General features: G+C 74.9%; 21 protein-coding genes. 7 read left to right on the plus strand and 14 right to left on the minus strand.

The annotated features are described in order from the left end of the window. Positions 1–4: 4 nt before the first annotated feature. The 9 genes from ACH4MY_RS03620 to ACH4MY_RS03660 form a co-directional block, all read right to left on the minus strand. Positions 5–208, minus strand: a complete 204-nt coding sequence (locus tag ACH4MY_RS03620; RefSeq protein ID WP_397996890.1) for a DUF2191 domain-containing protein — start codon at positions 206–208, stop codon at positions 5–7. A gap of 32 nt (positions 209–240) precedes the next feature. Beyond that, positions 241–738, minus strand: coding sequence for a methylated-DNA--[protein]-cysteine S-methyltransferase (locus ACH4MY_RS03625; protein ID WP_397996892.1), 498 nt, complete (start codon positions 736–738; stop codon positions 241–243). A gap of 6 nt (positions 739–744) precedes the next feature. Further along, on the minus strand, positions 745–2,229 hold the full coding sequence (locus ACH4MY_RS03630; RefSeq protein WP_397996894.1) for an AlkA N-terminal domain-containing protein: 1,485 nt from the start codon (positions 2,227–2,229) through the stop codon (positions 745–747). A gap of 135 nt (positions 2,230–2,364) precedes the next feature. Continuing rightward, a complete protein-coding gene (locus ACH4MY_RS03635; RefSeq protein ID WP_397996896.1) occupies positions 2,365–3,126 on the minus strand; it encodes a metallophosphoesterase in 762 nt (253 codons plus the stop codon). Between the two features lie 114 nt (positions 3,127–3,240). Then, complete coding sequence (locus ACH4MY_RS03640; protein ID WP_397996899.1) at positions 3,241–3,861, minus strand: L-threonylcarbamoyladenylate synthase; 621 nt, start codon at positions 3,859–3,861, stop codon at positions 3,241–3,243. Between the two features lie 9 nt (positions 3,862–3,870). Further along, the gene (locus ACH4MY_RS03645) at positions 3,871–5,274 is read right to left on the minus strand and encodes a phytoene desaturase family protein (protein ID WP_397997405.1); all 1,404 of its coding nucleotides are present in this window, start codon (positions 5,272–5,274) and stop codon (positions 3,871–3,873) included. A gap of 105 nt (positions 5,275–5,379) precedes the next feature. Then, the gene (locus ACH4MY_RS03650; RefSeq protein WP_397996903.1) at positions 5,380–6,216 is read right to left on the minus strand and encodes an inositol monophosphatase family protein; all 837 of its coding nucleotides are present in this window, start codon (positions 6,214–6,216) and stop codon (positions 5,380–5,382) included. 98 nt (positions 6,217–6,314) lie between these two features. Next, on the minus strand, positions 6,315–6,968 hold the full coding sequence (locus tag ACH4MY_RS03655; protein WP_397996906.1) for a hypothetical protein: 654 nt from the start codon (positions 6,966–6,968) through the stop codon (positions 6,315–6,317). Further along, positions 6,965–7,270: a hypothetical protein gene (locus ACH4MY_RS03660; RefSeq protein ID WP_397996909.1), complete on the minus strand. Its 306-nt coding sequence runs from the start codon at positions 7,268–7,270 to the stop codon at positions 6,965–6,967. The genes ACH4MY_RS03655 and ACH4MY_RS03660 overlap by 4 nt, the downstream gene beginning before the upstream one ends. A 378-nt stretch (positions 7,271–7,648) precedes the next feature. Here ACH4MY_RS03660 and ACH4MY_RS03665 point away from each other — a divergent pair, with 378 nt between their 5' ends. From ACH4MY_RS03665 to ACH4MY_RS03675, 3 genes are read left to right on the plus strand one after another with little or no spacing between them, the layout of a single operon-like run. Next, the gene (locus tag ACH4MY_RS03665; RefSeq protein WP_397996912.1) at positions 7,649–11,188 is read left to right on the plus strand and encodes a CHAT domain-containing protein; all 3,540 of its coding nucleotides are present in this window, start codon (positions 7,649–7,651) and stop codon (positions 11,186–11,188) included. Beyond that, complete coding sequence (locus ACH4MY_RS03670) at positions 11,185–11,820, plus strand: hypothetical protein (protein WP_397996914.1); 636 nt, start codon at positions 11,185–11,187, stop codon at positions 11,818–11,820. The genes ACH4MY_RS03665 and ACH4MY_RS03670 overlap by 4 nt, the downstream gene beginning before the upstream one ends. Then, positions 11,820–12,479 (plus strand): RES family NAD+ phosphorylase, encoded by a 660-nt coding sequence (locus ACH4MY_RS03675; protein ID WP_397996917.1) that lies wholly within the window; start codon positions 11,820–11,822, stop codon positions 12,477–12,479. The genes ACH4MY_RS03670 and ACH4MY_RS03675 overlap by 1 nt, the downstream gene beginning before the upstream one ends. Positions 12,480–12,520: 41 nt before the next feature. On the opposite strand, the gene ACH4MY_RS03680 is transcribed toward ACH4MY_RS03675, so the two are convergent. From ACH4MY_RS03680 to ACH4MY_RS03695, 4 genes are read right to left on the minus strand one after another with little or no spacing between them, the layout of a single operon-like run. Beyond that, entirely contained in the window at positions 12,521–12,976 is a 456-nt protein-coding gene (locus ACH4MY_RS03680) for a hypothetical protein (RefSeq protein WP_397996919.1), read from the minus strand. Continuing rightward, the gene (locus ACH4MY_RS03685) at positions 12,976–15,069 is read right to left on the minus strand and encodes an AAA family ATPase (protein WP_397996921.1); all 2,094 of its coding nucleotides are present in this window, start codon (positions 15,067–15,069) and stop codon (positions 12,976–12,978) included. Before ACH4MY_RS03685 ends, ACH4MY_RS03680 begins: the two co-directional genes overlap by 1 nt. Further along, complete coding sequence (locus tag ACH4MY_RS03690; RefSeq protein WP_397996924.1) at positions 15,066–16,808, minus strand: hypothetical protein; 1,743 nt, start codon at positions 16,806–16,808, stop codon at positions 15,066–15,068. Before ACH4MY_RS03690 ends, ACH4MY_RS03685 begins: the two co-directional genes overlap by 4 nt. Further along, positions 16,805–19,195 carry a protein kinase gene (locus ACH4MY_RS03695; RefSeq protein WP_397996927.1) on the minus strand — a complete coding sequence of 797 codons (2,391 nt, stop codon included), beginning with the start codon at positions 19,193–19,195 and terminating at the stop codon, positions 16,805–16,807. The genes ACH4MY_RS03690 and ACH4MY_RS03695 overlap by 4 nt, the downstream gene beginning before the upstream one ends. Positions 19,196–19,392: 197 nt before the next feature. Here ACH4MY_RS03695 and ACH4MY_RS03700 point away from each other — a divergent pair, with 197 nt between their 5' ends. After that, entirely contained in the window at positions 19,393–20,595 is a 1,203-nt protein-coding gene (locus tag ACH4MY_RS03700; protein ID WP_397996930.1) for a macro domain-containing protein, read from the plus strand. Here the strand turns inward: ACH4MY_RS03700 and ACH4MY_RS03705 are convergent. Further along, positions 20,570–21,271 carry a 4Fe-4S single cluster domain-containing protein gene (locus ACH4MY_RS03705; RefSeq protein ID WP_397996933.1) on the minus strand — a complete coding sequence of 234 codons (702 nt, stop codon included), beginning with the start codon at positions 21,269–21,271 and terminating at the stop codon, positions 20,570–20,572. The genes ACH4MY_RS03700 and ACH4MY_RS03705 overlap by 26 nt on opposite strands. Positions 21,272–21,495: 224 nt before the next feature. Here ACH4MY_RS03705 and ACH4MY_RS03710 point away from each other — a divergent pair, with 224 nt between their 5' ends. The 3 genes from ACH4MY_RS03710 to ACH4MY_RS03720 are packed head-to-tail and all read left to right on the plus strand — an operon-like array spanning position 21,496 to position 24,870. Next, positions 21,496–22,422 carry a hypothetical protein gene (locus ACH4MY_RS03710; RefSeq protein ID WP_397996935.1) on the plus strand — a complete coding sequence of 309 codons (927 nt, stop codon included), beginning with the start codon at positions 21,496–21,498 and terminating at the stop codon, positions 22,420–22,422. Next, positions 22,419–23,189, plus strand: a complete 771-nt coding sequence (locus tag ACH4MY_RS03715) for a hypothetical protein (RefSeq protein ID WP_397996938.1) — start codon at positions 22,419–22,421, stop codon at positions 23,187–23,189. Before ACH4MY_RS03710 ends, ACH4MY_RS03715 begins: the two co-directional genes overlap by 4 nt. Further along, on the plus strand, positions 23,164–24,870 hold the full coding sequence (locus tag ACH4MY_RS03720; RefSeq protein WP_397996941.1) for a hypothetical protein: 1,707 nt from the start codon (positions 23,164–23,166) through the stop codon (positions 24,868–24,870). Before ACH4MY_RS03715 ends, ACH4MY_RS03720 begins: the two co-directional genes overlap by 26 nt. The last annotated feature ends 24 nt before the right edge of the window (positions 24,871–24,894 follow it).

Here is a 24,894-nt window from a genome sequence, read left to right on the forward strand (position 1 = left end):
CGCGTCAGCCCTGCGGGGGCTCCGGCGGGAGCGTCCCGTCGGTGCGTTCGGCCTCGTCCCGGCTGACGGCCCGCGCCTCCGTGCGGTGGCCGCGCGCGATGAAGTCGCGGACGACCGCCTCGACGGCGTCCTGGGGGTTGCCGATACCGGCCAGGACCATGACTTCCACGACGAGTTCGGCGTCGAGTCCGACGTTCACCTTGGCCATGCCGGGAACCTAGCAGCCGTCCGCCGGCCGCGTCAGAAAAGGGTGGAGTCCCGGCCCGACTCGAAGGCGAGCAGCCGCTGTTTGCGGTCGAGCCCGCCCCCGTAGCCCGTGAGGCCGCCGCCCGCGCCGACCACCCGGTGGCAGGGGACGATGACGCTGACCGGGTTCTTGCCGTTGGCGAGGCCCACCGCGCGGGAGGCGCCGGCGTTGCCGAGAAGCTCGGCGAGTTCGCCGTACGTCCGGGTCTCCCCGTACGGGATACGGCGGAGCTCCTCCCAGACCCGCAGCTGGAACGCGGTGCCGATCAGGTGCAAGGGGAGCTCGAACGCGGTGAGTTCACCCGCGAAGTAGGCGTCGAGCTGGCGGATCGCCTCGCCGAAGGGGCGGGGGTCGGGCTCGCCGAAGGTCTCCTCGGGCGGACGGTGCCGCTGCCCGGTCATATGGACGCGGCTGAGGACGCCGTCGACGGCGACGAGGGTCAGCGGCTCGTACGGGCTGTCCACGACGGTGTGCCGGACGATGGGGCTCATGGGGGTTCAGTGTCCTTCGCTCGGCAGGTGGTTGATCGGGTGGTCGTCGGTCGCCCACAGGTACTGGACCGCGTACGCGCGCCAGGGACGCCAGTGGGCCGCGCGGGCGGTGAGGGCGGCCGGTGTGCCGGGCAGGCCGAGTCCTTCGGCGGCGCGGCGGACGCCGAGGTCCCCGGAGAGAAAGGCGTCGGGGTCGCCGAGGGCCCTCATGGCGATGATCTCGGTGGTCCAGGGGCCGAAGCCGGGCAGGGCGAGCAGCCGGGCGCGGGCCTCCTCGCGGTCGTCGGCGGGACCGAGGGTGAGGGAGCCGTCGGCGAGCGCCCTGACCAGGGTGAGCAGGGTGGTGCGGCGGCTGCGGGGCAGGGCCAGGGTCTCGGGGTCGAGGACGGCGAGCGCCCGGGGGCGCGGGAAGAGGTGGGTGAGGCCGCCCTCGGGGTCGTCGACCGGGGTGCCGTGCGCGGCGACGAGGCGGGCGGCGTGGGTGCGGGCCGCGGCCGTGGAGACCTGCTGGCCGAGGACGGCCCGGACGGCGAATTCGGCGGGGTCGACGGTCCCGGGCACCCGGCGGCCGGGCGCCGCGTCCACGATCGGGGCGAGCAGCGGGTCGGCGCGCAGCCGCTCGTCGACGGCGACGGGGTCGGCGTCGAGGTCGAGGAGCCGGCGGCAACGGCTGATGGCGTGGGTGAGATCGCGGGGGTCGGTGAGGGAGAGACGGCAGGCGATGTGGTCGGCGCGGGGCGCGAGGGCGACGATGCCGTGCCCGTACGGCAGGTCGAGGGTCCGCCGGTAGGCGCCGTCGCGCCACTCCTCGACGCCGGGGACGGCGGTCGCGGCGAGGTGGCCGAAGAGGTTGGAGGGTTCCAGCGGGGTGCGGAACGGCAGCCGGAGGCTGATCGCACCGGGGGTCGGCGCGCGGCCCGGGGCCGGGCGGGCGGCGCGGGCGCGGAGCTCGCCGGGGGTGAGGGCGAAGACCTCGCGGACGGTGTCGTTGAAGGTGCGGATGGAGGAGAAGCCGGCCGCGAAGGCGACCTCGCCCAGGGGCATCGGGGTCGTCTCGACGAGGACCCGGGCGGTCTGGGCGCGCTGGGCGCGGGCCAGGGCGAGCGGTCCGGCGCCGAGCTCGGCGAGGAGCTGGCGTTCGATCTGGCGGGTGGACCAGCCGAGCCGCCGGGCGAGCCCGGTGACGCCCTCCCGGTCGACGACCCCGTCCTGGATGAGCCGTACGGCCCGGGCGACGGCGTCGGCGCGGACGTTCCACTCGGGCGAGCCGGGGCTGGTGTCGGGCCGGCAGCGCTTGCACGCCCGGAATCCGGCGCGTTGGCAGGAGGCGGCGCTGGCGTGGAACTCCATGTTCTCGGGCTTGGGCGGGACGACCGGGCAGCTGGGCCGGCAGTAGATCCGGGTGGTGCGGACGGCGGTGAAGAACACGCCGTCGAAGCGGGCGTCCTTCGACTGGACGGCCCGTACGCAGCGCTCGGTGTCGGTGTGCATGAGTCCAGGATCGGGGACGGGCGGCGCTCGGGCTGGCGAGAAAACGACATGGTCGTCCGGCGACCGTGGCCGTGGCCGGGCGCCGTGGCCGTCTCGGGGAGGCGTGGCCCGCCCCGGCGCCGTGGCCGGGTGTGGTCAGACGGTGACGGTCCGGTAGTGGGTGGTGATCCGGCCGTCCTCGCCGAGGACGTGGAAGGCGAGTGCCGGCGGCTGGTCGAGGTGGACGTGCGGGTGGGTGTCCGGCCGCTCCCAGGGCAGGCGGATCGCGGAGACGACCCCGGGGGCGACGAGCAGCGGGCGCCCGGCGAAGGTCGTGGCGGCGGCCGTGTGGGCGTGCCCCGCGAGGAAGGCGGTGAGGTGGGGATGGCGGTCGGCGAGCGCGGCCAGCCGCTCCTCGCCGAACTGGCGGATCTCGTCCACGTACGGGGTGTGCAGCGGGACGGGCGGGTGGTGGAAGCCGACGAGGACGGGCACCTCGCGCGGGGTGGCTTCGAGGACCCCGTCCAGCCAGTCGATCGTCTCGTCCTCCAGGAAGCCCTCGTCCTTGCCGGGGACGGAGGAGTCGCAGAGGGCGATCACGAAGCCCTCGCCCCGGAACACCTGGTCGACGGGCGCGTACGGGCGCGTTCCGGTCGCCTCGGGGAGGAGGACCTTCCGGAGGACGGCGCGGTCGTCGTGGTTCCCCGGGCAGACGAGGAGCGGGTGACGGGAGGTCAGCAGCTCCCGTACGACGGCGTACTCGTCCGGGGTCGCGTGGTCGGCGATGTCCCCGGTGACGAGCACGGCCGCCAGGTCGTACGGCAGGTCCTCCAGGTAGCGCATGACCGCGCGGGTGCGGTCGGCGCTGCGCCGCTCCAGGTCGACATGGATGTCGCTGACATGCGCGATGACGATCACGTGACTCGGTCCTCCGTACGGTCGGGCGGGCGGGTGCCCGTCCGACCGTACGGTGGTCACGGTCCGTGCCGTAAGGGCCGCTTCGCGAGCGGTGGCCCGCTTCCGGCGCCGCCGCTACTCGAAGCGCGTGGTGTCCCCCGCCCCGCGGCGCAGGATCTCGGGCTCGCCGCTGGAGAAGTCGACGACCGTGGTGGGCTCGGTGCCGCAGTCGCCGGAGTCGAGGACCGCGTCGACCAGGTGGTCGAGCCGCTCCTTGATCTCCCAGCCCACGGTCAGCGGCTCCGCCTCGTCGGGCAGCAGAAGGGTGCTGGAGAGCAGCGGTTCGCCGAGTTCGGCGAGCAGCGCCTGGGTGACGACATGGTCGGGGATGCGGACTCCGACCGTCTTCTTCTTGGGGTGGAGCATCGCCCGCGGCACCTCCTTCGTCGCCGGGAGGATGAAGGTGTACGGGCCGGGGGTGGCGGCCTTGACCGCGCGGAAGACGTCGTTGTCGATGTGCACGAGCTGGCCCAGCTGGGCGAAGTTCTGGCACATGAGCGTGAAGTGATGCCGGTCGTCGAGGTCGCGGATCGCACGGATGCGGCTGATGCCGTCCTTGCTTCCCAGTCGGCTGCCCAGCGCGTAGCAGGAATCGGTCGGGTACGCGACGAGCGCGCCGTTCCGGATGCTGTCCGCCACCGTGCCGATGGTGCGCGACTGGGGGTTGTCGGGGTGCACGTCGAAGTACTTCGCCATGGGGGCAGTCTATTTTCGCAGTCGGCGCCAGACCGCCTTCGCCGCGTTGTGGCCGGACATGCCGTGCACGCCGGGGCCGGGCGGGGTGGCGGAGGAGCAGAGGAAGACCGCCGGGTGCGGGGTGGCGTAGGGGCGGAGCGAGAGGGTGGGGCGCAGCAGGAGCTGGAGGCCGCGGGCGGCGCCGCAGGCGATGTCGCCGCCGACGTAGTTGGCGTTGCGGGCGGCGAGTTCGGGCGGTCCGGCCGTGGCGCGGGCCAGGACGCGGTCGCGGAAGCCGGGGGCGAAGCGCTCGATCTGGCGCTCGATCGCCTCGGTGAGGTCGCCCCGCCAGCCGTTCGGGACATGGCCGTACGCCCAGAACACCTGCTTGCCCTCGGGGGCACGGGAGGGGTCGACGAGGCTGGGCTGGGCGGTGATGAGGAAGGGCGCGTCGGGGGCGGTGCCGGAGGAGGCCCGGCGCAGGGCGGTGTCGATCTCCCGCGCGGTGGGGCCGATCTGGACCGTTCCGGCGCGCCGGGCTTCCTCGGCGGTCCACGGCACGGGGCCGTCGAGGGCGTAGTCGATCTTGAAGGCGCTCGCGCCGTACCGGTAGTGGTCGTAGTGACCGCCGAAACCGGCGATCCGGGCGAGGGCCGTCGGCGAGGTGTCGAAGACATAGGCGCGGGCGGGCGGCAGGTCGTCCAGCCGCTTGACCTCGAAGTCGGTGTGGACGGCGCCGCCGAGGTCCTTGAGGTACGCGGTGAGGGCGTCGGAGACGGACTGCGAGCCGCCCCGGGGCATGGGCCAGCCCTCGGCGTGGGCGGCGAGCGCGAAGACGAGGCCGACGGCTCCGGTGGCGAAGCCGCCGAGCGGGGCGATGACATGGCCCACGAGCCCGGCGAAGAGCCCGCGGGCCTTCTCGTCCCGGAAGCGGCGCATCAGCCAGGTGGACGGCGGCAGTCCGGTGAGGCCGAAGCGGGCGAGGGTGACCGGGTCGCGGGGCAGCGCGGTGAGCGGCAACTGCATGAAGTCCCGGGCGAGGGTGTCCCACTTGCCCGCGTAGGGCGCGACGAGCCTGCGGTACGCGCCCGCGTCACGCGGCCCGAAGGAGGCGGCGGTCTCGGCGACGGAGCGGGCGAGGACGGCGGCGGTGCCGTCCTCCCAGGGGTGGGCGAGGGGCAGTTCGGGGTGGAGCCACTCAAGTCCGTAGCGCTTCAGCGGCATCGTCTTGAAGACCGGCGAGCCGGCCCCGAGCGGGTGGACGGCGGAGCAGGGGTCGTGAAGGAAGCCGGGGAGGGTGAGTTCCTCGGTCCTGGCGCCCCCGCCGACGGTGGATCTGGCCTCGAAGACGGCCACGGAGAAGCCGCGGCGGGCCAGTTCGACGGCGGCGGTCAGTCCGTTGGGCCCCGCCCCCACGACGACGGCATCGAGCATCGACGTCCCCTTCGACACCTTCGGACTCCTTCGTCTGCCGATGGCCAGGACTCTCAGGATAGGCCGGTGACTCCGGGGCCTTCGCAGGCCCCTGCCGAGGGTCCGTCACCTCCCTTCGAGGAGCTTCCGGATCCGGTGGGCTGTCTCCGCGTCCCGGGCCGTGGTGAACGGCAGGGCGTTGCCCCCGGTGATCCGGTACGGCTCCCCCGCGAGGGTCAGATGCGTGCCGCCCGCCTCGGTGACGAGGAGCAGTCCGGCCGCGTGGTCCCAGGCGTACTCCCAGGAGAAGGCGGTGGCGTCGAGGGCACCGCGCGCCACGGCCAGGTATTCGAGTCCCGCGGAGCCGCAGGGCCGGGGGCTCACCCCCTCGGTGACCAGGCCGAGCAGGGCCCGCTTCTGGTCCGGGGTGGTGTAGTCGGGGTGGGAGGTGGCGACCTGGAGGACGGCACCGGGCGCGGGCGAACCGGCGTGCAGCGGCTGCCCGTTGAGGGTGGCGCCCCTGCCGCGCACGGCGACGGCGAACTCGTCGAGGGCGGGCGCGAAGGTCCAGGAGGCGAGCAGCTCGCCGTGCCGGGCGAGGGCGACCAGGGTGCAGAAGCCGGGGTCGCCGTGGACGAACTGGCGGGTGCCGTCGACGGGGTCGACGATCCAGACGGGGGCGTCGCCGCGCAGTGCCTCGTAGACGGCGGGGTCGGCGTGGACCGACTCCTCGCCGACGACGACCGAGCCGGGCAGCAGCGCCGTCAGGGAGGCCGCGAGATGGGCCTCGGCGGCCCGGTCGGCGACGGTGACCAGGTCGTGCGGCCCGTTCTTCTCGACGATGTCGTCGGCGGCGAGCTGCCGGAACCGGGGCATGATCTCGGTGGCGGCCGCCTTGCGGACCGCTTCCTCCACCTCGGCCGTCCGGCCGCCGAGGACGTGGTCAAGGAAGTCATCGCTCATGCGTCCAGCTAAGCACGGGGCGCTGACAACGGGACCGGCGCATGTGTCACCCTCCGTTTCCCCGGCCTCTGCCCGCCGGCCGGATTCACCCCGCCCGGTCACGGCCGACCCGGCGGCGGCGCGCAGGCGGCGACCGCCCGCAGGGTGACGGCGGTCGACAGGTCGACGGCCTTCTCACCGGTGTCCGTCCTGAGCTGGAGCCGCCCGCCGGCCGTGCGCAGCGGCTCCCCGCAGAAGGTGCCGGCCGGGGTGGTGACGGCGATCCGCGGGCCCTCCTTCGCCGGTCCGTACCAGGTCAGCGCGACGGCGGCGGTCAGCAGCGCGGCGCAGCCGAGGGTGGCCAGCACGCCGCGGGTCAGGGCCCGCGCCGCGCGCAGCGCCTCCGCGTGCCCGACGGTGACCGGTCCGGCGGGCAGGGTGCCGGGGACGGGGTCGGACACCGCAGAGGCGGCCGGCCGGCCGTGTGCGGCGCGCAGCAGCAGGATCCCGCCGGCCGTCCCGCAGAGCAGCGCGCACAGGAGCAGCGCACCGACCAGCGGACCGTACGGCGGCGCGAGCGCCCCCACGTCCGTGCGCCCCTTGAGCAGGCCGAACCCGATCAGCCCCAGGAGCAGTGCGCCGAGCCCGTTGCGCCAGGCCAGCGCCGCTTCCCGGACCCTCGGCAGCTCCTCGCGCAGCAGCCGGCGCCCGCGACGGGCGGCCGTCAGGTCGGCGGGCGTCCCGGCCGGGCCGGGGCCGGCCCGCCAGCTCATCGCGCCGTCCTCTCCAGCAGGACGTTCCAGTACGCGCCGCAGCCCTCCTCGTCGGCGGGCCGCCCCTCGTGCGAGGTCTCGCAGACGCACAGGACGGGGACGGTCACGGTGTGCGCGGACCGGCCGCCGACGAGCGGATGGCGGTAGACACGGCGGGTGTACGTGAAGTCGAACGGGCAGGAGCAGCGGGGACACGTGCCGCTGAGCACGGCACCGTCCCGGGTGCCCGTCACCAGCAGCCCGGCGGTGTACGCGGCGGCATAGCCCGCGGCGGTGACTTCGAGGTAGGGGAGCACGGTCAAGGGCGGCCGCCTTCCGGAGCGGAGGACCGGGGCGAGGGCCGGGTCGGTACGCGCGGACCCTCTCGTCTTCGATCGTGCCACGCGGACGCCCGGCCGATCCGGCTCTTCCGGCCGTTGCCCGGTCGATCGCCGGGCGTGTTCCGCGGGCCCGCACGCGCCCTCCCCGTACGCCGGGCGGACGGTCCATGATGATCCGTATCCGCTGACGGAGGAGGGGCGTTGGAGCCAGGGAACCGGACGCCGGGGCGACATGTCGGCGAACTCGCCGATCTCGCACGTGAGTTGATACGACGCTCCGAGGGGGCCAAGGTCACGCCGAGGGGGACGGTACCCGTACCGGGGCCTCCGGCCGGCGAACGGGACTTACTCATCGAGGAGTTGCGTCGGCTGATCCCGGAACTGGACGATCTGCCGGCCGATGACGGGCCTCTGCCGCAGGCATGCCTCGCACGGCTCGGCGCGCTGCTCGGCGCCCGCTGGACCGAGAACGGCGAGGCGGCCGACCGCGAGGAGGGCATGACCCTGCTGCGCCGGGCGCGGGAGGACGGCCTGCTGGACATCGGACCGCACACCGAGGCGGGCCGGAACCTGCTCCTCCTGCTGATGCTTCCGTTCTCCTCGCCGGAGGTGCCGGGACTCGACGCCATGCAGAGCATCCTGGACGCCTCGGTGCCCGAACGGAACGGCGGCCCCGGCCTCATCGAGTCCGCCCCCGAGATCGAGCGGCTCGTCCACGAGATCGCCGCGACCAAACCCGGGGGGATGCCGCCGGGCATGGCGGAGCTCCTGACCTTCCAGACGGACCTGCAGGCGGCACTCGTCTCCGGGGACGGCGCCGCGATGCTGGGGCTGCTGGACCGGGTGGACTCCCTGGACCCGCGCATGATGGGACCGATGGCGCCGGTGGTCGCACTGCTGCGGAACATGCTGCCGCCCGCGGGATACGAACCGTCGCCGGCCGACCTGCGGTTCCCCACGACGGAGGAACAGCAGGGACTGCGGTCGCTGCTCGGCCTGCTGGCCGAGACCGCCCGGCCGGGCGCCCTCTCCACCGAGCAGATCACCGGTCTGCTCCGGGAGGTCGAGGATCCCGGGGCCCGACCGGGACACCTCGTCTCCGATCCCATGCTCGCCATGGCGCACGCGCTCCTCGGCGGCCGCACCGGCGACGCCCGCCAGTACGAGCAGGCCCTGCAGCTGCTGCGGCGGTCCGTCGAGGGGCAGGAAGGGGACGAGGACTTCCCCTGGTTCGTACGCGGGGTACTGCCCGGGCTGCTCGCCGGTTCCGCGATGACGGGCGGCAGCAGGGCGGACCTCGCCGCGGCCGAGAAGGTGCTGATGGAATCGCTCGCGCCCGGGACCGGTCCGCTGGTCGCCCGGCAGCCGCCCGACCGGCCCGGGGCCGACGACCTGCTCCTGATGAACCGGAACCTGCTGCTGCTCTCGGAGCTGACGCGGTCCGCCGACGCGCGGGACGTACCGGCCCTGGAGAAGTCGATCGGGGACATCCTCGACCTGCTGGACGAACTGGAGGACCCGGACGAGCCCGACCCGCCCGGCACACCCGGCTCTCCCGACTCGTCCGACGGGCAGGCCGCCCCCGGGCACCCGGGCCGTACCGACGGCCCCGACGCGCGGGCGGCTCAGCGGTTCATGCCGCTGTTCCTCCTGGGCTACGCCCAGCTGGCCCTCGCGTGGATCACGTCCGAGGTCGGCGTCCTGCGCAGTGCGGTCCACCACCTGGACCAGGCGTACGCGGCCGCGCGGACCAACCCGTTCGCCCAGACGCTCATGGACGCCCTGTGGGCCCCCCTGCTGGCCCTCACCTCGTTCCTGGACCCCGAGCCCGAGCGGGTCGCCACCGCGGTGGCCAGGGCGAGGGCGTCCCTCGAAGGCAACCCCGTCGTCGCCGACCAGCGGATCCGCACCCGGATGGGCATCGCCATGGCACTCGCCCTCCAGCACCGGTCGTCCGGGGATCCGGCGGTCCTGGACGAGTCGATCACCGAGCTGGAGCACGCCCGTGCCGAACTGACCACCGCCACCGCCCAGGCGGCCTCCGCGCTGCACTGGGACCTGGCCGAGGCCTACGCCCTGCGGGCCGGCCCCGGCGCCGGCCCCGACCTCGCGCAGGCCGTCGACGGCGCCCGCGAATCGCTGCGCGCGACCGCCGCGGACGTCCTGCTGCAGGAGGGGGTCCAGCACGGTCTGGAGGTCGCCCGCGGCGGCGCCGCACGCGGTCTGCGCGCCGCGTCCTGGGCCGTCCGGGCCGACCGCCCCGACCAGGCGGTGGCCTGTCTGGAGGCCGGCCGCGCCCTGGTGCTCGCGGCCGCGGCCGTCTCGGCCACCGTGCCGGAACGGCTCTCCGCGCTCGGCGAGGAGGAACTGGCCCGTGAGTGGCGGGAGGCCCGGCCCGGAGCCACCGGGGCGGGAGCGGAGACCGGCCCGTCCCGGCTGCTGACCGCGCTGCTCGACAGCCCGCTCGACGAGCCCCGGCTCCCCAGCGGACTGCGCCGCCGGGCGCTGGAACTGCTGCGCGGCCAGGGCGACGGCCAGGACGGCCGGGTGCCCGACGTCGACGAGCTGCGCGACGCGATCGCCCGGTCGGGCGCGGACGCCCTCGTCTACCTGCTGCCGGGCGAGGCCGACGACGAAGGCTGGGCACTCCTCCTGGTGCCGGACCGGCCGCCGCGGGTGCTGCCCCTGCCGGCCCTGTCCGGGCCGGGCCGGGCCCCGGTCACCGCCTATCTGGAGGCCACCGGTGCCCGGTTCTCCGCCCGCCGCGGAGCGGAGCGCTGGGAGAGCGCCCTCGACGCACTGTGCGACTGGGCCGGCACCGGGGTCATGGGGCCCGTCCTGGACGAACTCGGCCTGTGGGAGAGGGGACTTCGGGAGGCGGGCCTGCTCGCCGGAGCGGACTCCGCGCCGCCGGCCGCACCGGTGCGGCTGACCGTCGTCGCCTGCGGGAACCTGGGCGTGGTGCCGTGGCAGGCGGCCCGGCTCACCGTCCCGGAGCGGTGGCGGGCGGCCGGTGCTCCCGCGACGGTACGGGCCTGCGAACCGGCCGTGCTGACATACGCCGCCTCCGGCCGGGAGTTCCTGCGGGCGGTACTGACCCGGCGCCTCCCCCTCGCCCAGGGCCAGGCCCTGGTCTGCGTACCCGCCGGCCTGGACATGGCCGAGGACGAAGTGCTCGCGGTGCACGACGCCTACTACCCGCGGGCGGCCCTGTACGGCGAGTTCGACACCCGCGGGTTCGAACCGCCGCTGCCCCTGGGCACGCCGGCCGAGGTGCTGGGGCTGCTGGGAGCGCGGGGACCCGGGGCGCGGCCGGTCGCCGTCGTCCACCTGGTCTGCCACGGCACGGCCGGCGCGGACCCGGGCTCATCGGTGCTCGAACTGGGGCGTCCCGTCGGCGCGGACCCGGAGGCCGGGTGGCTCTCGGTGACCCGGCTGCTCGACACCCCGGCGGGACCGGACGGCTCGGGCCGGCCGCTGGTCGTCCTCAGCGCCTGCGAGACCGACCTCAGCACCCGTGACCACGACGAGGCGCTGACCGTGACCACCGCGTTCGTGCACGGCCTCGCGGCCGACGCCGTCGGCTCGCGCTGGAAGGTCGGTGACGACGCGTCGGCCGTCCTGATGACCGTCTTCCACCACCATCTGGCCGCCGGGCTCGCCCCGCCCGACGCCCTGCGGGCGGCCCAGCGGTGGATGCTGGCCCCCGCCGGGCAGCGGCCCCCGGTGGCCGGCCTGACCCCGCACCTCCACCGGACCGCGGCCCGGCCGGAGATGACCGGACCCGCCTCCTGGGGCGCGTTCATCCACCAGGGCAATCCCACGCCCGTACGGGACGGGACACCCCCGTCCGCGAAGGGCCCCCGGCACCACCGAGGGGAAGGAGAACCGACCGCATGACACCCGACGAACTCGTCGCACTGCTCCGCGACCACTGGCCCCAGACGCTCACGGCGCTCGACCCGGCCACCCGCGAGGAGCTGGCGACGCTCCTCCGGAGCCTGGCGGACACCACGGACCCGCAGGCCGTGCCGGCGGTGCTGCGGCGTCTGCGGCGCCTGCTGCGCGTCCTGCCCGACGAGCACCCGGTGACCCGGGCGCTGCGGGACGGCGTCCGCTTCGTGGGCGCCCCCGACACCCCGGTGGCCGACCGGGCACCGCTGCTCGCCCTGCTGGCGACGCTGCACGGTCCGCCGCCGGCCGATCCGGTCCGCGCCCGGCTGCTGGCCGCGCCCTCGCTGGCCGACGCCGACATCGAGGCCGCCCCGGGCGACCCCGGTCTCATCCGCCTCCGCCACCCGGAACTGGGCTACCGCTACCCGCTGTTCCAGTTCGCGGAGGGCACCGCCCGGCCCCTGCCGGTGGTCAGCCGCATCAACCGCCTGCTCATGGCCGGCCGGGACCCCTGGGGTGCGGCCGGCTGGTGGCTGGGCGGCAACCGCTGGCTGGGCGGCGTACCGGCGGAGCTCCTCGGCTCCGTACCCGACGAGGAGTTGACGCGCGCCGCGCGCGAACTGGTGGAGGGCGACTGATGGCACGCCAGATCCCGCCCGCCGGAGTCCCCATGGCACCCCTGACCCACACCGTGCCGGCCGGCACCCGGCTGTGGCGACTGCATCTGCACCGCTACGAGGCCGCGGAGTTCAACCCGCGGCTCGCCCACGAGTTCTTCCGCGGCAGCCGGTTCGACGCCACCGAGAAGGACCCGTACCCCTATCTGTACGCCGCTCTGGACCCGGTGACGGCGCTCTCCGAAGTCCTGCTGCGTTCGGTCGAGTTCGACGATGCCACGGGGGTCCGGCTGGTGCCCTGGGCGCAGGCCTCCCGCTATCGCCTCTCGGTGCTGCGTACCACCGCGGAACTGCGTCTGGTCGACCTCACGACGGCCGAGGGCCTGGCCGCCGTCTGGCAGGACAGCTGGCTGGTGGACTGCGAGGAGGAGGACTACGCCAAGACCCGGTACTGGGCCCGTCTGATCCGCGAGCAGTGCGCCGGTGCGGAGGGTCTGCTGTGGCAGTCCAAGCGCTGCCGCCCCCGACCCGCCCTCCAGCTCTTCGGCGACCGCTGCGGCGGGGGGCCGCTGCTGCCCGAGCCCTCCGAGACCCTGTGCCTGGACACCCCGGCCGACGTGAAGGAGGCGAACGCCCTGCTGGAGCCGTTGCGGGCGCGGATCTCGCTCCCGGAGGAGTAGGCCCTGTCGTCAGACTCCCGCCCGCCCCACGACTACAGGGCCTAGCCGCCGTCGGCCGGTCCCGGGTGCCGGCGGCCGAGGGTGACCACGCAGCTGATCCTGGCGCCGAGCCACAAACGGTCCCCGTCAGTCAGCGCGTAGGCCTGGCCGGCGACCAGGACGGTGCTGTTCAGGCGGGTGCGGTTGACGGCGCCCGGCAGCTCCTCGGTGACGGTCGCGGAGCCGTCCGCCGCGACCGCCACCCCGGCGTGCCGTGCCGACACGGTGGGGTGAGCGGCGAGCGCGGCGGCGGTGCCGGGCGCCCAGTCCGGGTCGCGGCCCAGTCCGGCCACGGTGCCGGGCAGGACGGTCAGCGTCAGCGCGACCTCGCTGAACCGCAGCCGGGCCGGGGCGACCGAGGGGTCCGGCAGCGGCTGCCGCGGTACGAGCTCCGGGGCGGGGCCGCGCTGCGGTTCCGCCGCGTCCAGGTCGTCCCAGTCGTCCTCCGGCGTGCTCATCACTCCCCCTGCAGTGTCTCGATGTCGATCTCCACCTGTCCGTCGTCCGTCTCGCGGACCGCCCGCACGAGGACGGTGTCGCCCGGGCCGACCCCGGGCCGGTCGAACAGCTCGCAGGCCAGCGGGTTGAGCAGGTGTGTCTCGAGGATCATTCCGACGCCGCGGCCACCGTTCCACAGGTCCCGGGTGCAGTACGTCGCCAGCCGGGCGCGCGCCTCGGGGGCCAGTTCCAGGTGGAGGCGGTGCTCGGCGGCCAGCTGGCGTCTGATGTTGCCGATCTGGAGGTCCAGGATCCGGCCGGCCGTCTCCTCGGTGATGAACCCGAAGACCACGACGTTGCCGCCGATGCGGTTCATCAGCTCGGGCCGGCCCACGACCGCCTCGAAGTGGTGCTTGACGTTGCGCTTCACCTTCTGCGCCAGCTCCCGGTAGGGGGTGCCGGGCTCCACGATCCACTGCCGTTCCTCGGTCACCGGATCCGTGCGCTGGACGCCGAGGTTCGAGGTGAAGATCAGTACGCACTCGCTGAAGTACGTGGTGACCCCCTGGCCGTCCGTCAGACGACCGTCCTCGAGGACCTGGAGGAACTTGTCCAGGACGCCCTTGTCCGCCTTGTCGATCTCGTCGAAGAGGATCACCCGGAACGGGTTGGCCCGCACCGCCGTGGTCAGTTCGCCGCCGGCCTCGAAGCCGACGTAGCCGGGCGGCGCGCCGACGAGCCGGTCGGCGGAGTGCGGGGCGGAGAACTCGCTCATGTCGAAGCGCAGATAGGCCTGGTCGCTGTCGAAGAGGACCGAGGCGACCGCCTTGGCCAGTTCGGTCTTGCCCGTGCCGGTCGGTCCGGCGAAGAACAGGGTGCCGCGGGGGCGGTGGCCGGGGCTGCTCGCCTGGGCTCCGGACAGACCAAGGGCCGCCCGTTTGAGGATGGCGAGGGTCATCGACACGGCCGCTTCCTGGCCGAGGACACGGGCGGGAATCTGCTGCTCGCCCTCGCTGATCCGCTGCCGGATCTCCTCCCGCCGCCACGGGTTCTTCTCCACTCCGAGGCGGTAGACGCGCACCGCGTCGGGCATGGCGGCGAACGGCATGCGGCGGGCCACGGCCAGGTTGACGCTCTCCCGCATCGCCCTCAGGGTCATGCCCGCGGCCGCCCGCGCGAAGATCTCCGCCCGGTCGGTCTCCCCCTCCGCCCCGGTCTGCGCACCCGGACCGGCCTCGCGGACCCGGCGCGCGCGGCCCGACTCGTCGGCGTGCTCGCCCTCCAGCAGCCGTGCCATGCGGCGCCGTTCGTCGGCGTCGGGCTCGGGGACGGCGATCGTGCGGATCCGGTCGCTGCCCGAGACGAGCCAGCTCGGCAGGTCCCGTTCGCCGTCCGTGAGCCAGATGATCGGGTTGAACAGCTTGGGCGGGGTGTGGTGGTCGGACAGGGTCAGGGCGGCGGCCGGGCCCGGGGCGAGGGGGACGGCCGAGTCGGCCAGTTTGAGGCAGGCGAGGAAGAAGTCCCGCTCGGCCTCGGTGGGCCGGCTCGGGTCGGCCGTCAGCCGCCCGGCGTGGTCGATGAGCAGGGCGACCCGCAGCGGCTCCGCCTCGCGTCCGCCGGGCGGGGCCGCGGTGCGCCGCCGGGCCCAGCCCTCCACGAGTTCCTCCAACTGCGGGACGACGTCCAGGAGCTGGGACGGGCGGGTGCCACGGCCGGCCCGTGGCAGCGCGGCCGGTCCGCTCTCCGTCAGCAGATGCTGGACCGTGTCCCGCTCGGGTCCGGGGGGAGCGGCCACGCTGAACCCGGCGATCTGGTCGTACCGGACGAGTGCCTGGTAGCCCTGTGCGCGCAGGGAGTTCCACAGCACGGTGACCAGTTCGTGGTGCCGGTCTCCGCCGGGGCGCCGGACCAGGTGCAGGTCGTGGATGTTGCCGTACAGGACGTACTGCGCGTGGACGCTGAGCGTCCCGGTCAGTTCCTCGACGAACAGGGGGACCCGCCGGTCCGCGGCGGGGTCCGGGGAGGGCCCCGGGCTCCCGGGGGCCGAGGGCGCCTTGGTCATCCGGTCGTCGGTGCTCATCGGGCCCGCGCTCCTCCGGTCGTCGGTGCTCATCGGCCCGTGCTCCTCCGGTCGTCATCCACGCGTCGCGCCTTGGGAGGCTCGGCCCGGCGGGCCTCGCTCCCGGTGCCGGCTCCGCCCTGCGTCCGCCGCGTCTCCGTGTCGGCCGTGTCGGCCGTGTCGGCCGTGTCCAGGACGATCGCGCCGTCCCCGCCCCGTACCCCGGGAACGACCGACCCGCTCGCCTCGAAGTGCACCGGAAGGTCGATGCCCCAGCGGCGCCCGGCCTCCCGCAGCTCCTCCAGATGTCCGCGCGCCTCGTGGCAGCGGCGGGCGTCGAGGGCCAGCTCCGCCGTGCCGCGCGGCCCCGGGCGCTCCGCGTACATGGTGACCATCTCGGTCCTGGTGTCGCGCACGGTGATCCGCAGCCAGTGATCGGGCCACCAGCCGGCCGGTGTCAGGTCGAAGCACAGGGGTCCGCCCGCGGCGCCGGAGCCTTCGTGGAGCGCGTCGTCCGGGTCCGCGGCCCCGGCGCCCCCGGCCGTCGGCCGTCCCGCGGCGGCCGGGTCGGCGAGCCGGGCGACGGCCAGCCCGATCAGCTCCCTGGTGTAGCGGGCCTCCAGGTCCGCGAGTCGTTCCCCCACCCGCTGGTCGACGGTGCGCTGCTCGGCGGCGTCCAGCGTCCGGCCGTGCTCCAGGACGCCGTGCAGCAGGGCGATCTCCTCGTCGGCCGGGGGCAGCGGCGGCTCGCCGGGCGGCGCCTCGGTGAGGAGGAAGTCCAGTTGGACGGCGGCCTTCTCCTGCGCGGCGAGCCGGGCCCGTACCGCCCGGTTGGCGTCCGTGACGAAGCGGCGGGCCTCCCGCAGGTGGTTGCGGGCCTTGGCCGGCCGCTCCGCGGCGCACTCGACGGCGTGCCGGACGGCGGCGACGGCCAGCTCGGCGTCCTTGGGATCGGCGCCCGACTCCAGCAGGGCGAGGAGTTCGACGCCCGCCTCCTCCGCCTGCCTCCGGTCGAGCCGGTCGGCCGCCGGCGGCTGGGGCAGGACGGCGGCCGCGGCCGCCGGTTGCTCCTGCTGTGCCCGTACGGCGGCCTCGCGGCGGGACAGCAGCCGCCGTCGCCAGGCCTCCTCCTCCGGACCGTCGGCGGCGCCCAGCGCCTGCTCCGTCGTCCACCGGTCCTGGGCTGCCTCCGCCTGCCGCAAGGCCTTCTCCATCACGGCCAGTTCCCGGCGCAGCACGTCCAGCCGGGTGCCGACGCAGGTGAGCGGGGGCGGCAGGTCGGGCAGTGGGGGCGGGGGTGTGCCCGGCACGGTGCGGAAGGCCGCCCGGCGCACCCGGGCGAGGAAGGAGGCACGGCGGGCGTTGGCCCGGACGGCCGCGAAGGCCGCCGCCTCCCACTGGGCGGTGGCGGCCGCGGCGACCTGCTGGACACGTTCGAGGCAGCGCTGTTCCTCGGCGGCCCGGACGGCCGCCGCGGCGAGGGCCTGGGTGGTGACCATCGCGGCCCGGCCCACGAGCAGCGCGCCGCTGAGCGCGCCGAGGGCGATGGCGGCGGGTTCGAGAAGTTCCTGCAGGGCGTGGCCGGCGGCGTCCATGGCGTGCGAGGCCGCCGCCTGTACACCGTCGACGGCGTGCGAGGCCGTCGCCTGCATCCCGTCGACGGCGTGCCCGACGCCTTGGCCCGCGCCGTCGGCGAAGGATCCGAGGTCGGCCGTGCCGGTCGTGGCGGAGGTCGGGTAGCCGACCGTCGGCACGATCTCGGAGATCGAGGGGTAGGCCAGGCCGTAGCTCATGTGTTCCTCCTGGTGGGTGCCGACGCACGCCGTCCGCCGATCCGTGGGTACGGGAGGCCCCGGACCGGAGCGGCCGCCGGGTCCGTCGGCGCCGGTCCGGGTACGCGGGTGCGGCCCGCCCTGTGGGCGGCCCGGTCGAGTCGGGCCTCCCGGGCCGAGCTCCGCCACGTCCACCATCGCCGGACGGTCCATACCGTGAGGGCCACGACGGTCGCGGCCGGCCAGACCCAGGGGGCGAGGACGACGGCCCAGAGGCCCAGCGCCCCGATCGCGACGAGGATCGCCGCGGCCACCGCGAGGCCGAGCCGGCCGCGGGAGCGGGTGGCACGGGCGGGCCGCTCGCCGGAGCGGATCAGCAGACCGGCGAGTGAACGCGCCGGGTGGTAGACGGGCGGACCGAGGTAGACCGCGATCCACAGTTCCAGCGTGAACACGACCGCGGCGGCGGGCAGCGCGAGCAGCCAGGCGACGACGACCTCGCTCTGCTCGGCGCGGCCGAGCAGGTCGGCGAGGCCGATGACGAAGGTCCAGGGCGCGGTGACCACGGTGGCGCCGAGGAGGGCCCAGCCCAGGGTGGGCTGCCGGTCAAGGCGGCGCAGGTAGTGGAAGCGGGCGTCGGTCTCCTGGGCGAACAGCCGCTCCCACTCGCGGGCCCGCGACTCGGCCTGGTGCCGTTCGGCCTCCTGGTGGGCGAGTCCGGCGAGCAGGGAGGCGGCGAGGAGCCGCAGGGGGTTGTCCTCGTCGGCGCGCAGCGCGCGGTACCACTGGGGCGGGTCGCCGCGGCTCGGGTCCCAGGCGGTGCGGTGCAGCAACCGGAGGGTGGTGCGGTCCGGTTCGCGGGCGAGGCGCAGCAGCCGGGCGTCCAGGTCGGGTCCGTGGCGGAGCAGCCGGGCCGCGGACCGCCGGTCGGCCGGGCCGCCGCGTACGAACAGGTCCGGGGTGGCCTGCCGCCAGCCGTCCCGGTGGTCCTGCCAGCGGCGCTGTACGTCGTCGAGGCCTTCGCCGCCGGGCCGGGTGCTCAGCAGCGGGAGCAGCGCGTGGCGGACCAGGGCCGCCACGATTCCCCGGCCGCGGTCGTCGCCGCGTACCGCCTCCTGTTCCAGTTGCTCGATGCCCAGGGTGTCCAGGGGCACCCCGTGCCAGGAGGCGGGCAGGCGGGGGCCCATCCAGTTGAGCAGCCGCAGCATGTCCGGTGGGGTCAGCGGCTGGGCGAGCAGTTCGCGCAGTTCTCCCAGGGTCCTGGCGTCCTCCGGGGAGCGGCCGGGCGCGTCGGTGAACTGTCCGAGCCAGGCCGCGAGCCGTTCGCGCCCGCCGCGGCGGGCCAGCAGGTCGTCGGCGGCCCGCCATTGGACGTCGAACTGGCGGGCCAGTTCCTCGGTGCTGGTGATGGCGCGGCCCAGGAAGGCGAAGGGCTCGGCCACGGAGCGCGGCGGCAGGTTCTCGGGTGCCGCGCCGGTGGTGCGCGGGGCGACCAGCGGGGAGTCGCCGGCGAGCCAGCGGCCCACCTGCTCGGCTCCCCAGCGGTGTTCGGGGGCCCGGGTCAGCAGTCCGTGGCAGAGCATGAGCAGGCGGGGGTCGGTCACGAGCGGGAGCTCGGGGTCGTGGGTGGCGATCTCCGCGAGGACCTCCTCGTCGCCGCGGTAGTCGATGGGGTGCCGCCCGCCGGCGAGTTCGGCCACGACCATGCCGACGGACCACCAGTCGGCGGCGGGGGTGACGCTCTGCCGGTGGATGCTCGCCTCGGGGGCGAGGTAGAGGGGTTTTCCCTGCCAGCCACGGCGGCGCGGGGTGTCCTCGTCCCGGCCGGTGTGCACGGCCGCGCCGCAGTCGACGAGGACCAGGTCGAGGCGGTCGGCGTTCTGGGTGCTCACGACGATGTTGTCGGGGGTGACGTCCCGGTGGACGAGCTCCTGGTCGTGGAGGGCGGTGAGTGCCCGGTGCAGATGGGCGACCACCGTGCGGACGAGGGGTGCGGGCAGGGCGCCGGGGTGGCGTGCGTGGTACTGGTCCAGCGTGGTCTCGCCGTACGAGGGCATCAGTTCGTACGGATGGCCGTCGGCGGTCCCGTGCTCCAGGATGTGCACGACGTGGTCGCCGAGGTCCCCGGTGAGCACCCGGCTCGCCTCCGGGTCGGGTGCGAAGGCGCGGTGGTACCACTTGAGGACCAGCGGTACCGCGGCGTCCCGGTGGCGGGCCTCGCGGTCCTTCACCCGCAGGACGACCGCCTGGGCGGGTCGGCGGACGTCTCCGAGGACCTCGGTGAGGTCGAGGCGTTCGCTGAGCGGGGCGGGGACGCGGTCGAGTCCGCGGCGGGTTTCCTCGGGTCCGCTGTCGGCATGACCGGCGAATCCCTCGGGGTCCCATTCCGTGGGCGGGAGTGTCGTCATGACGTCCGCCTCCTGTCGAACGGAAGGGCGAAGAAAGGGACGGCGTTTTCGGGAGCATTCACGACATCCGCCCCCGGGGGCGGGGACGCGGATATCCCTTTCGTGCGAAGGTCCGTACACAATTGGAAAAGATCATTCCGGCCGGTTTTCCCACCGCTCGGCCCCGGAATCCCACGGCCGGGATTATCGTGTCGGCCATGACCCAGCAGATTCCCCCGTCCGCGCCGGAGCAGCGGTCCACCGCGGATCCGGCCGAGGCCGAACTGCCGTCCCACGCCCGCCTGGCCGAGGAGCTGCACGCCCTGCGCCGACCCGGCCTCGCCGGCCTCAGGCGCATCCGGCCCGAGGCCCTGGGACAGGTCGCGCGGGCCGCCGGGTACGCGCTCGACGGCACCGACGAGGCCGCCGGCATCGAGGCGCTGCTGGAGGCCGCCGTACGACGGCTCGCCGCGGCCCCCGCTCCGCCCGGTGAGTCCGCCGCGCCGGGCGGGGCGGCGGACGACCGGCGGGCCGATCCGCTGGGCCGGGCCGCGGCGCACACCTTCGGTCTGTTCCCCGGCCGGCGCGGCACCCCGGCGCCGGAGCGCCGCAAGGCCGCCGCCGCCGTGTACGGAGTCACCCCCGAACGCTTCCGCAGGGGGCAGGAACAGGAGGTCATCGCCGAACTCGCGGGCGCCGCCCTCGCGCTGGCCCGTACGGCCACGGCCGCCCCGGTGCGCCGCGAGGCGCCCGACGCGCTGCCCGATCCGCCCCGTCGCGCGGGCGGACCGGCGCTGCCGCCGGCGACCCTGCGCCGTATCACCGTGCACTTCTCCTCCGTGGAGTTGCTGCGGGACATCGACATCATCGTGTCCTCGGAGAACACGCACATGGAGATGTCGAAGACCTTCCGCCCGACCGTCTCGGGCGCTCTGCGCAGGGCCGCCGCCATACGCAACACCGGCGGCGAGATCACGGACGACGTACTCGCCCGGGAACTCGCCGACTGGATGCGCTCCAACGGCCGCACCGGACTGCCCGTACGGCCCGGGACCGTCGTCCCCACCTCCTCCGGCGCCCTCGCCGAGCGCGGGGTGCGCCGTGTCTACCACGCGGCCGTCGCCCTGCCCGACGCCGACGGCGCCGGCTATCACGTCGCCCCCCAGACGCTGGCCGAGGCCGTCGCCGCCGTCTTCGCCCTGGCGAACGCGGAACGGGACGCGTACGACCCGCCCCTGACGTCCCTCTGCTTCCCGCTGCTCGGCTCCGGCCAGGGCGGCCTTCCTCCCGTCAAGGCCGCCCGCTGGCTGCGCTGGGCCGTTCAGGAGGAGTTGAGCCGGCACCCCGACTGGACGGTGCACTTCGTGACCCGCGACCCCGAGCTGGCCCGGCTCCTCACGGACGCCAGCTCCGCTCCCTGAGTCGCAGCCCACGATCCCCCAACCACCTCTCGTAGAAAGCCAGTTCATTCCGTGCCGGTACGCCCAGGAGATGGGCGGCCGGAGCCTCGCCGGGATTCCGCCCCGCCTCCACCACCACCTGGACCGTCGGGCCCGTCGCCCGCCGGTCCAGGTGGGGTGCGTAGCGGTCCCGGCCCAGCGCGGTGCGCGGCAGCAGCCGCTGGTTCGCCGAACCGCGCCAGACCAGCGTGGTGGGCTCGGCGACCCGGAACCGCCCCGCGACCACCGCGTCCGCGTGCCGCAGGGCCCGCAGCCGGTCCGGATCCCACTCGTCCTGCTCGTACCCGGTGTAGACGAGGAAGTCGGCACGCCGTCCGGGCCGTACCCCGCTCGCCCCCGCGCCCTCCGCCGCCTCCCGCAGTTCGGCCGCCCCCGCCAGGAACTCCTCCAGGGCCGGTGCCTGTTCGAGCGGTTCCCCACCACTGACCGTCAGTCCCCGCGCACCCTCGTCCAGCGCGTCCCGCCACAGGTCGAGCAGTGCGCCGACCGACGATTCCCGGCCACCCTCCGCCGCCCAGGTGTGCCGGGACATGCAGCCGGCACAGGCCAGCGGACAGCCCTGGAACCACACACCGAGACGGCGGCCCGGGCCGAGCGTCTCCAGCGGGAAATGCGTCCCGCTGATCCTGATGCGCATCATGCCCTCCCCCGATGGACCGGAATCGAGTATCAACTCAATTGACCTCACGCCGCAAACACTTACGGAGAATGTTCCGGTCGTTTTCCGGGCGTCGGCCGGACGGCTTCGAGAAGTGACTGCGGGAAGCCGGGAACCCCTCGAATTACGGGGTCCTTTCTGCTTTCCTTCGGCTACCGTCCTCATCTGGAACGAGGGCAGCGGAGAAGGGGGAATCCGTCATCATGATCGCCACGGACCAGATCAGGGGACCCGCGCGCCGGGCCCGGCTCGGGCGGGTGACCGCGCTCCGGGCCCGCAGGCGCGGCCGGCGCGACGCCCCCGGTCTGCGCCCGCTGCTGCTTCCGCCGCCGGAGGCCGGAGTGCTTCCGGACCTCCCGGACATCGTGACGCCGTTCGTGATGGAGACCCGGGCGGGCGCGCTGCGCGCGGTGGGGCAGCTGCGCTCCCGCCTGCTGCGGGACGAGCGGCGGGCGATCATCGGCATCCACGCGGAGTCGGTGCGCGTGGTGACCCAGTACGACGTGCGGGCCGTGCCCTCGCCGGCCGCGCTCGCTCGCTACGGTGCGACGGTCGGCGCCTGGCGGGCCGACGCCGAGGTGTGCCGCGCGCGGGCCTCCGCGCTCACCCACGAGGCCAACCAGCGGCTGGCCTGTTACTGGGACGCGGTCTGGCTGGCCGTCCAGTCCGCCCGGGCCGAGGAGTACCGGCAGGCGGTGGAGGCCCGGCGCGCGCGGCAGCGGAACGGGCTCTCGCCGGAGGCCTGGCCGCCCGGAAGCGGAACGCCGGAGGCGTGGGCCCCGCAGACGGACCCGACCGGGACACCGGGGACCCGGGCCGCGTCGGCCCCGACGCCGGGGACGTCCGCGGCACCCGGTCCGGAGCGGACTCCCCCGGCCTACCCGCCGTTCACCGTCCGGCCCGAGCACTGGCTGCCCGGGCGCGTCACGCTCGATGCCACCTGGGACGACGTCGACGCCTGGCTGCTCGTCGAAGGCGGCTCGGCGCGGACCTCACGCGACCGGGCCCGCACGCCCGCCGTCGCCCGGGCGCTGGAGATCCTCGACACCCAGGAGCGCCGGGGCCGGGCCGCCGCCGGCGCGGAGCGGTCTCCCGGGACCGCCGACCACCACGGGAGGGACATCCGATGAGGTACCGCCGCGCACATCCGCGACCCCTGCGCGTCCGGCGGCTCGCCGGGCCGCTCACCGCCCTGCCGCTGGCCGTCGCCCTGCTCGCCACGGCCGGCTGCGTCACCGGCGACAAGCCCGAGGCCCTCGACACCGTCTGTGCGGTCGTCGTGGACGGCTCGGGCTCCGGCTCCGCGAACAAGGGGTTCGACGCGAAGGCCAAACTCAACGCGACCATCGTGCCGTTCATGAAGGACCAGCACTGCGGCTCGCTGGCCTATGCGCCGATCACCGCCTCCTCCAAGGCCTCCCCGTGCCACGTCAGCGACGTGGACCTCGACCCGCCGTCCGAGAGCACCGACGACGTGGAGGCGATCCGCCAGAACGCCAGGGTCCTGGCCGTGGCGGGTGCCCACACGATGCTCACCTGCGCGCACAACACCAACGGCGGCTCCGACGTCCTCGGCGGCATCGCGCGCGCCGCCGAGGCGCTGCCCTCGGGCGAGGGGCGCAAGGCCCTGCTCGTGGTCAGCGACTTCGAGCAGTTCGACCCCGAGTTCTCGCTCACCGGCAAGTCCATCGCCACCCCCGAGGCCCGCAGGAAGTCCATCGACAAGCTGATCGACTCCCGCGGGGTACCGCCGCTCTCCGGCATGGACGTCTACCCGGTGGGCTACGGCATGAGCCGCCAGGCCAAGCCCAGCGCGTTCGAGCCGTTCGACGCCTTCTGGACGGAGCTCATGGTGAGGAGGGGCAAGGCCCGTGTCCACGACGCATACCGGCGCTGACCCCGGACGGACGCCCCGGCGCGCCCGGTTCCCGCTGCCTTTCCGGCGTGGCACCGGTGCCACGGCGGGAGGCACCCGCCGCACCGCGGACCCGGCAGGGGAACGCCGGGTACCGCTCGCCACCGAGAGCCGGCGCGAGGAGCGCGTGCGCCGCACCGCCCACCGCCGGGGGCGCAAGGTGGCCAAGGCCCGCGTCCTGGACCCCTGGGTCCTGGGCAGCGGGGACCGCGTGCCCTACTTCGCCGAACTGGCCTCCGTGCGCGACCTCCTGCACGCCCGGACGTCCGAGGAGGCCCTGCGGGACGAGGCCCTGGTGCGCGCCCGGGGCAACCGGGCCGCCCGGGAAGCCGCCGCAGCGGAGACGGACGTCCGGCGGCTGGAGGACCGGCTGGCCGAGAATCGTCGGTGGCTGGACACCAACCGACGCCAGCTGGACCGGCTCGCCGCCCGGTCCGTGCGCTGGGAGCGGTTCCGGGACGGTGTGCGGGAGCGGGTGGAGGAACGCTGGCTGCGTGCGCGGTTCGGCGATCTGTACCTCGACGAGGGGGCGGACGGGCACGGGCACGAGGGATCTCGGACGGACGGAAGGGCGGACGCCCTCACCGGCCAGCCCGGGGACGTCCACGGCACCGACGCCTCCGGCCGCCCTTCCCGGGACGGGGACGACGCCTGGGCCGACGGCGACGGGCCGGGCGCTCCCGGTGCGACGCCGTCCCGGCTGCCGGACGACGACGAGGACTACCAGAGCCTGGACCGGGATCCGGCGTCCGCCGGCCCGACCGGTCCCGCGCTCCGCCGGGAGCCGGACCGGCCCCCGGCGGCGGGGGCCCACGCCGCGCGTGCCCAGGCGGACGCCACCGAGTGGGAGGGGCTGCCCGGCCGTCCCGGCCTGCCCCGGTGGATGGTGTGGAGCCTGCTGCTGGTCATCGCGGCGGTGGAGGTGCCGATCTACTGGATCGCGTTCCAGCCCTTCCACGGGTCCGGCAACGCCGAGTCGGACACGCTGTCGGGCACCCTCGCGGTCTCGGCGGCGATCGTCATGGTCGTCGTGCCGCACCTCGCCGGCCGCGCCCTGCGCGGTGGGTCCGGCACCGGCTCGATGAAATGGGCCAATCTGCCCGCGCTCACGCTGATCGGCGTGTGGGGCTTCTCCACCTGGGCCCTGGGCCATCTGCGGTCCAAGCTGGTCTTCCGGCACCGCGCGCCGCAGGAGGTCCCCGCGGAGTACGGCGACGTGGCCGGACTGGGGGACGCGCAGCCGACGCTGATAGAGAGCCTGCACCTCGAAAAGACCACCGTGACGTGGATGTTCGTGGCCCTGTTGGTGCTGTCCGGCGGCATCGGTCTGCTGCTGGGGCTGCTGCGGGAACACCCGTACCTCGACTCCTACCGCTCCCATCTGGAGCGGGGCGCACGGCTGGAGCGGTCCCGGGAGGCCGCCGTCGCCGCGGCCCAGCGGGCACGGGCGGTGGAGTCCTCGGCCACCGAGGACAGCGAGCTGCGCGCGGAGGCGACCAGGGCCCGTCAGCGAGCGACGACGGAGTTGTACGAGGCCGCGGCGCACGCGTTCCTCATGGGGGTGGCCGAGCGCTCCGCGGACCCGGCGGTCACGGAGGCCGCCATGCGCCTGTCGAACACCTGGCCCCTGCTTCCCTTCCCTCACACGGCCCCAGGAGGGTGACCGCGACCCGCCCGGTTCGTTGAT

It is taken from the genome of Streptomyces sp. NPDC017246 (assembly GCF_044331325.1).
In the GTDB taxonomy this organism is placed as follows: domain Bacteria; phylum Actinomycetota; class Actinomycetes; order Streptomycetales; family Streptomycetaceae; genus Streptomyces.